Below are 7,066 nucleotides of genomic sequence, written 5' to 3' on the forward strand. Positions count from 1 at the left end.
AAACCTTCCTAACTGAGGGCTGATATGGTAGTTATGTGAGGAGCAGCCTGGTTAACGACGATACTTATAAGTAGAGAGTTTCCTATAACGTAGATGGAGACTTGAATGCCTTTTAATTCTGTAAGTCCCTAACTCAATTTTAGAATTTTTACTTCTAATCCGTCACCTACCAAATTATGTAAATCTGATTCTTCATAGAGATGATTGAAGATTAAATTTACAACGCAAAGGAACGCTGAGTATTTCTCACAAAAGATCCTCCGCGAACCTCTGCGCTTCCCTTTGCGTCGGCAGTCGCTCATGGGGGAAACCCCCAAGACCGCGCTGCCTCACCTTTGCGTTTAATCTTTACCGTCTATTGCTTTGCTAATCCACTGTTTAAGCGTAGTTGTAACTTCATCAATGACAATTTCTTGAGATTTACGGGTAGCTCTTTCTACAACTTCAACTTTGCCATTAGCGATCGCGCGTCCAGTTACAATTCTATAAGGTATACCAATCAAGTCAGCATCTTTAAATTTCACTCCCGCCCGTTCATCACGGTCATCTAATAGGGTTTCAATTCCCGCTTGATTGAGTTCTGTGTAAAGTTTTTGGGCGATTTCGATTTGTTGAGCATCTTTTATGTTGGGAATTGTGACGATCGCGTGATAAGGTGCGATCGCAACTGGCCAAATAATCCCATCTTTATCGTAAGATTGCTCTACGGCAGCTTGTGCCAATCGTGACACACCTACACCAAAACAACCCATAAATAGCGGCTTTTCTTCACCCTGTTCATTGGTATAATTTGCACCCATCGCTTGGGAATATTTAGTACCTAACTGGAAGATGTGACCGGCTTCGATTCCACGGGCGCTTGCGAGGGTTTGTTCTGGGTTATGAATGGCGCGATCGCCTGGTTTTGCCTTTCGTATATCTACTACACCGTTTGGTAACTTAAATTGCTCACCCCAATTAGCACCAACTACGTGATAACCAGCTTCATTTGCACCTGTAACAAAGTTTTTTAAATCAACGGCTGTTTGATCCACTAAGCGCAAAAACTTAGGATGGATCTGTTTATTAGCGTTAATATACTCATCGGCAATATCTGGCGCAATGTAGCCTAAAGGTAAAGATTTAGATGTCCATGCTTGCTGCGCTTCAACATTTGGTACATTTAAACTGATAATCGTTTTAGCACCATACTCAGCAGCTAATTTAGTCAATTCATTTTGCAACTTGACTTCATTAACTTCCTGATCGCCTCGGATGCTCACCAGAACTAACACCGTTATACCGTTATCATAAACTGTCTGATAAAGGACATTTTTCACTAATTGAGTTGGAGAACAGTCGAGGAGTTGACAAACTTTTTCAATGGTTTCTGTTCCAGGTGTATCGCGTTTCTCGTAGGTTGTAAACCGTGAGGTTTCGGCATCAATTGGTAAAGAAACAGCTTTTTCTACGTTAGCGGCGTATTTGCCATCTTCGGTGTAGAGAACTTCATCTTCGCCAGCTTCCGCCAAAATCATAAATTCTGTGGAACCAGAACCACCAATTGCACCAGAATCGGCTTCTACTGCCCGAAAAGCTAAACCAGAACGTCGCAGCATATTGCTGTAGGCTTTATACATATCCTGGTAAGTTTCTTTGAGGCTGGCTTCATCGGTGTGGAATGAGTAGCCGTCCTTCATGATAAACTCTCGTCCGCGCATTAAACCAAAACGGGGACGAATTTCATCGCGGAATTTGGTTTGAATTTGGTAGAGATGTAGTGGTAGCTGGCGATAAGAGCGAATCATATCACGAGCGATCGCTGTGATGACTTCCTCATGAGTTGGGCCTAATCCTAATTGTTGCTCACGGCGGTCAATTAGGGAAAACATAATTCCCTCAGCTTTGGTGTAAGTATCCCAGCGTCCCGATTCCTTCCATAAATCAGCCGGTTGTAATTGTGGCAAAAGACATTCTTGTGCGCCTGTAGCGTTCATTTCTTCCCGCACAATCTGGGAAACTTTTTGTAGTACCCGCCACATTAACGGGAGATAAGCATAAAGACCGCTACCGATGCGACGAATATAACCTGCACGGAGTAATAATTTATGGCTGGGAATCTCAGCATCAGCCGGATCATCCCGTAGTGTAACAAATAACATTTTTGAAAGTCGCATCGTTTAATCCCTTTCCAGAATCACTAATTTGTTGGGAGCATCTCACCTTTGCAAATATACCAGGCGATTAGAAATCGGGGCTACACAAAACATCTTGCCTTTGGTAATGGAATTCATTTCTGTTTGGGCGCACCTTTAGCTCGACTAGAAGCCAAGATTGCACTGAAGGCTTTACTGGAAGAATTTCCTAACCTTTGCGTTGACTCAACCCAGACTCTTATAACCAATTCCAACACTGTTGGTGCATGGACTGGAAAGCTTGAGTGTTCTGTTATAGAAATAGTTAAAATTGGCGATCGCTTCTCATCATCATTGGATAGAGAGGCGATCGCTTAACTAGCAACTTTTAGAACGGAATATCATCTGGATCTGGTTCTTGCTCTTTCACTGCTGGGTAAGTGGTTCGCTCATAATTTGTCGGTTGGGGTACGGGTTCGTAACTTGGCGCTTGAGGAGTAACACCAACAGGACTTGTCGCCGGAGTAGGCGCTGGACGTGGTGAATCGTAACTGGGAACTTCTTTCTGTGGAGGACGAGATACTGATGGTTGGCGGGGAGCAGTTTCAGTGAATGATGGAGTTACATCTGCTGATGGCAATGGATCGGTATTAAAACTACCTCCAACAGATTGAATTTGTTGTACTGTCAATTCAGCGCGTTTTTCTTTAAAACCTTCTTGACGCTCAACAGTATTCATCGTTAAACGTCCTACCAGGATGACGCGATCGCCTTGGTGGTAGTTTTGCTGAATTTCTGTGGCTAAATTCCCCCAGCCGACAACTTTCAGCGTAGCTGGCGGATCTTCTGGCTTCTGGGAATTGGGAAACTGTACCAGCATTTCTGTAACTCCCAGATTATCGGCTGTATAGCGCAGTTGCGGCTCATTAATAATTTCCGCCATCAAAACACAGCTGTTCATTAAAATTACTCCTGACTGTAAAAAGTACTGGTTCAAAAAGAGGGGGTTTTTCTATGTAGTGACAATTAATTATGAAGAAGAATTCTTACTTTCTAGCATAAAAGCCAAGCGATCGCTTTGAACAGCATTAAGTATGCCGCCCGCCACCCTCGCTTGACTAAATTGAGCATTGAATTTCTGCATTGAGTAGTATGATTGTACCACCCATTCTTCAAATAGAAAAAATTATTGTCAAAAATTAAGTCTTGAGGTGAACAGGAAAAACACCGAAGGCGATCAACCTACCTGGAAGATCGCGCAAGATGGGTAAGCGTAAAAACGCAGGTGGTATAAAGGTGCTATTTGAGGCGAGAACGGGGGCAAATAACCGCTTTTGGATAAAAGTTTGAAATGCCTGAATGATCCGTGTAGGTAACTCTCGTTGACGTTGTACTTTTGCTAACTCGCTAAGTTGTACTTGTCGGTTCTGGAACGGTTTGCTGAGTACATTCGCCGCCACTACAGCATCTTGAATGGCGTAATTAATCCCAACTCCACCAACGGGGGACATTATATGGGCAGCATCACCGATGAGTAATAATCCTGGACGATACCAACGTTTGACACGGCTGGACTCCACTGAGAGAAAGGCTATTTTTGACCAGTCATGTAAATTTTGGATGCGTTGCTGGAATTCTGGCACTACTTCAACAACAGATTTTTTTAATTCCTCCAAACCCTCAGCCCGCACTTGTTGATAGCCTCCCTTGGGGATGATATAAGCAACTTGCCACTCATCACCACGGTCAAGCATAGCAATGATTTTACCTTGACGAAAACGCGCCATTCCCCCTTCTGGGTCTTCTGGGTGACGGGGTACGCGGAACCAGAGGACATCCATCGGCGGCGACGTTTCGATGGATTCAAACTCACCCAGGTGGCGTAAACGTGAGTGGCGACCATCTGCACCCACTGTCAGTATTGCCCGGATTTCATGCCAACCACCACCTCCCCGATAGCGGACACCTTGAATCACACCATTTTCGTTAATTAATTCCTGTACATTTGCACCCATTACCAGACGGAAACTAGGATATTTTTGTGCTTCTTGGGTAATAAACTCCAAAAATTTTACCTGGGGAAGCATTGTAATGTAGGGGTAGTGGGTTTTCAGGTGACTAAAATCTGCCAAAGTTACAGTATCTTGAGGAGTTTGAATACTAATTTGGCGCATTTTGGTATGGGGAAGTTCTAGCAAGCGATCGCTAAGTCCCAATTCTTCCATAATTTCCATCACCGATGGATGAATAGTATCGCCGCGAAAGTCGCGATCGAAGTCTTTGTGTGCTTCCAGCAGCATCACAGAAATGCCTTGACGCGCTAACAACAGTGCCAATACTGCTCCTGCCGGTCCCCCACCCACAATGCAACAATCTGTGGTTTGTACGTCTACAATGTCATGGATAGGGTTAATACTTGGGTCTTGGGAAAGATTTTTAGGTACATCGGTAGTCATCACAACACCTCCTGACAGCCCTTAAATTTAGAGTAGTTTGCTTTTGGTGGTGTAAGCTATTTTTTTAACTTTTCGTATTTACATAGAACGTGTATTATGATTGGCGCTAAACTGTCATTGGTCATTGGTCATTAGTCATTAGTCATTAGTCATTTGTCCAATGCCCAATGCCCCATGCCCAATCCCCAAATTAGTTGTGTCCCAAGTTACTTTAGAAAACGTTTATAAAAGTTTTTCCTCGCGTAAAGGGGAAACTGTTACCTCACAAACCCAATCTCCCCTCACGCCTGGGGAGACAATTGACGCAGTGCAAGAACGTGCGGGAACTGTTAACGTTTTACGGCGAATTAACCTGACGATCGCAGATGGCGAATTTATGGTGCTGGTAGGCCCTTCTGGTTGTGGTAAAAGCACCTTGCTACGATTAATCGCCGGGTTAGAAGTGATGACTGGCGGTAATATTTGGGTAGGCGATCGCTTAATTAATGATTTACCACCCAAAGAACGTGACATCGCAATGGTGTTTCAAAATTACGCCCTCTATCCTCACATGACGGTGTATGATAACATCGCCTTTGGGTTACGCCGCAGGGGAAGCAGGGGAGCAGAGGAGCAGGGGAGCAGAGGAGAAAATACTCCCTATATTCGGACATGGGCTGAAAATCTTTTTGTGGGGGCGACAAGAAAGCTACCTAAAGGACTGCGTTATGTTTCTGATCAAGAACGGGCGGTGGATCAGCAGGTGCGTAGTGTTGCTCAACTGTTGCAAATCGAAACATTGTTGAATCGCTTACCCAAACAGCTTTCTGGGGGACAAAGACAACGGGTTGCATTGGGAAGAGCGATCGCCCGTGACCCTCAAGTATTCTTAATGGATGAGCCGCTTTCTAATTTAGATGCCAAACTCCGGGCGGAAACTCGCGCTCAAATTGTCAAATTGCAGCGCCAATTGGGGACAACGACAATTTACGTCACTCACGATCAAACCGAAGCGATGACAATGGGCGATCGCATTGCGATTATGTCTGAGGGTAAAATTCAGCAAGTTGCTTCTCCCTTAGAACTTTATAACCGCCCTGCAAACCTTTTTGTCGCAGAGTTCATTGGTTCACCACCGATGAATTTTATTTCTGTAGAATTTCATGCCCCTCTATTAATTACTCATTCCCAGCTTCGTTTCACCCTCCCGCAAGTCTGGGGAAAAGCTTTACAAAAATATGATGGGAAAACTCTAATTTTAGGCATTCGCCCAGAACATTTAAACTTGAGTATGCCCGCCACCAAAAATCTACCAGTACAAGTAGATTTGGTAGAAAATCTCGGCAACGATTCCTTTCTCGCTGTGAAGATTGCCGAACCAGGATCTCAACCTGCGACTACAGCCAATTCTCTACAAGTGCGAATACCACCAGACCGATTTGTACAACCTGGTGAGCAACTTTGGTTATCGCTAACTCCAGAGAAAATTCACTTTTTTGATCCAGAAACTGAGTTAGCGATATTTCCCTAGAATTATCCGCGCCTAATTGGTAGAATACGCACCCTGGATTGGGCTTGGTCAACAGTAACCAATGCGCCTGTCTCTAGTGAGGACTCAAACTGATTCAGGGCTGAAATAACTAGATTTTCGATACTGTTCGGCAAAACATCCTGGGTACGAACCTGAATGACACTGGGAGTATTAGCACCTGTCGCAGCTAGCAGGGAACCGAAGTCTAAATCGTGAGTAAAAACGATATATCCATTAGTTCTTGCCCATTCCATAATTATTGAATCTTTCTCACAGCGATCGCCAACGCTAGACCAGTGGACAGAGGAAATATTGTACCTCTCAAAAACCGCAACCCAATCAGGGGAAAGGTTCATATCAATCAAAATTTTCATGCACTTCTAAGAGGCACTTCAATCTCTTCAGCTCTCCATGCAGCGTAGGCAAGTGCTTCATAGATGTCGGCTTCTTCGAGGTAGGGATATGCCTTAAGGATGTCGCTATTGCTATGTCCAGATGCCATTAAGCCAACGACAGTACCAACGGTGACACGCATTCCTCGAATACAAGGTTTGCCGCCCATCACTTCAGGATTACGAGTAATTCTAGTGAGATTTTGCATAATTTTTGTAGAATGGGAGTAAGGTTATAGGATTGAGAAACCAAAAATGGCTGTGTCAATCTTTTTTATTATTGAACTTTTACCACCTTCCAGGCTAACTGATTGCTAATCTTCACTTAAGGATAATTGTAGCGATTGTTTTAAAAGTCAAGCGATCGCTTTGTTTGTGGAGATTTATGAAAGCGATGCCTACGGCGGGCTACGCCTACGCACCTGTGTACTTGATTGCGGTGCGACAAAGTTTGGAATACCTCAACACGACTTTGAAGTACCTCAACACGACTTTGAAGTACCTCAACACGACTTTGAAGTACCTCAAAACGACTTTGAAGTACCTCAACACGACTTTGAAGTACCTCAACACGACTTTGGAGTACCTCAAAAC

At 44.1% G+C, this 7,066-nt stretch carries 8 protein-coding genes; 3 read left to right on the forward strand and 5 right to left on the reverse strand.

Annotation, left to right across the window (positions count from 1 at the left end; all coding sequences use genetic code 11):
• Window positions 1–341: 341 nt before the first annotated feature.
• Window positions 342–2,156, reverse strand: coding sequence for a proline--tRNA ligase (locus HWQ37_RS32850; protein WP_292755335.1), 1,815 nt, complete (start codon window positions 2,154–2,156; stop codon window positions 342–344).
• A 48-nt stretch (window positions 2,157–2,204) separates the two neighbouring features.
• On the opposite strand from HWQ37_RS32850, the gene HWQ37_RS32855 reads away from it, so the two are divergent.
• Window positions 2,205–2,492: a cytochrome P450 gene (locus HWQ37_RS32855; RefSeq protein WP_292755337.1), complete on the forward strand. Its 288-nt coding sequence runs from the start codon at window positions 2,205–2,207 to the stop codon at window positions 2,490–2,492.
• 10 nt (window positions 2,493–2,502) lie between these two features.
• Here the strand turns inward: HWQ37_RS32855 and HWQ37_RS32860 are convergent, their stop codons facing one another.
• Together HWQ37_RS32860 and HWQ37_RS32865 are read right to left on the reverse strand one after the other, a co-directional pair.
• A complete protein-coding gene (locus tag HWQ37_RS32860) occupies window positions 2,503–3,075 on the reverse strand; it encodes a single-stranded DNA-binding protein (protein ID WP_292755339.1) in 573 nt (190 codons plus the stop codon).
• Window positions 3,076–3,313: 238 nt separating this feature from the next.
• Complete coding sequence (locus HWQ37_RS32865) at window positions 3,314–4,570, reverse strand: FAD-dependent oxidoreductase (protein WP_292755341.1); 1,257 nt, start codon at window positions 4,568–4,570, stop codon at window positions 3,314–3,316.
• A gap of 196 nt (window positions 4,571–4,766) precedes the next feature.
• On the opposite strand from HWQ37_RS32865, the gene HWQ37_RS32870 reads away from it, so the two are divergent.
• Window positions 4,767–6,080, forward strand: coding sequence for an ABC transporter ATP-binding protein (locus HWQ37_RS32870; RefSeq protein ID WP_292755343.1), 1,314 nt, complete (start codon window positions 4,767–4,769; stop codon window positions 6,078–6,080).
• A 2-nt stretch (window positions 6,081–6,082) separates the two neighbouring features.
• Here HWQ37_RS32870 and HWQ37_RS32875 read toward each other — a convergent pair whose 3' ends face one another.
• Both HWQ37_RS32875 and HWQ37_RS32880 read right to left on the reverse strand, forming a co-directional pair.
• Window positions 6,083–6,454, reverse strand: a complete 372-nt coding sequence (locus HWQ37_RS32875; RefSeq protein WP_292755345.1) for a DUF5615 family PIN-like protein — start codon at window positions 6,452–6,454, stop codon at window positions 6,083–6,085.
• Window positions 6,451–6,681, reverse strand: coding sequence for a DUF433 domain-containing protein (locus tag HWQ37_RS32880; RefSeq protein WP_292741094.1), 231 nt, complete (start codon window positions 6,679–6,681; stop codon window positions 6,451–6,453). The genes HWQ37_RS32875 and HWQ37_RS32880 overlap by 4 nt, the downstream gene beginning before the upstream one ends.
• 166 nt (window positions 6,682–6,847) lie before the next feature.
• Here HWQ37_RS32880 and HWQ37_RS32885 point away from each other — a divergent pair.
• Window positions 6,848–7,066, forward strand: a 219-nt coding sequence (locus HWQ37_RS32885; RefSeq protein WP_292755347.1) for a hypothetical protein, incomplete at its 3' end; no start/stop codon positions are given.

Origin of the sequence: Nostoc sp. NMS4 (assembly GCF_017115095.1) — a bacterium.
Lineage (GTDB): Bacteria > Cyanobacteriota > Cyanobacteriia > Cyanobacteriales > Nostocaceae > Nostoc.

Bases quoted from the DNA above. Each gene is read 5' to 3' on its own strand.
- HWQ37_RS32850 (WP_292755335.1), bottom strand. From the start codon at position 2,156: ATGCGACTTTCAAAAATGTTATTTGTTACACTACGGGATGATCCGGCT.
- HWQ37_RS32860 (WP_292755339.1), bottom strand. From the start codon at position 3,075: ATGAACAGCTGTGTTTTGATGGCGGAAATTATTAATGAGCCGCAACTG.
- HWQ37_RS32865 (WP_292755341.1), bottom strand. From the start codon at position 4,570: ATGACTACCGATGTACCTAAAAATCTTTCCCAAGACCCAAGTATTAAC.
- HWQ37_RS32875 (WP_292755345.1), bottom strand. From the start codon at position 6,454: ATGAAAATTTTGATTGATATGAACCTTTCCCCTGATTGGGTTGCGGTT.
- HWQ37_RS32880 (WP_292741094.1), bottom strand. From the start codon at position 6,681: ATGCAAAATCTCACTAGAATTACTCGTAATCCTGAAGTGATGGGCGGC.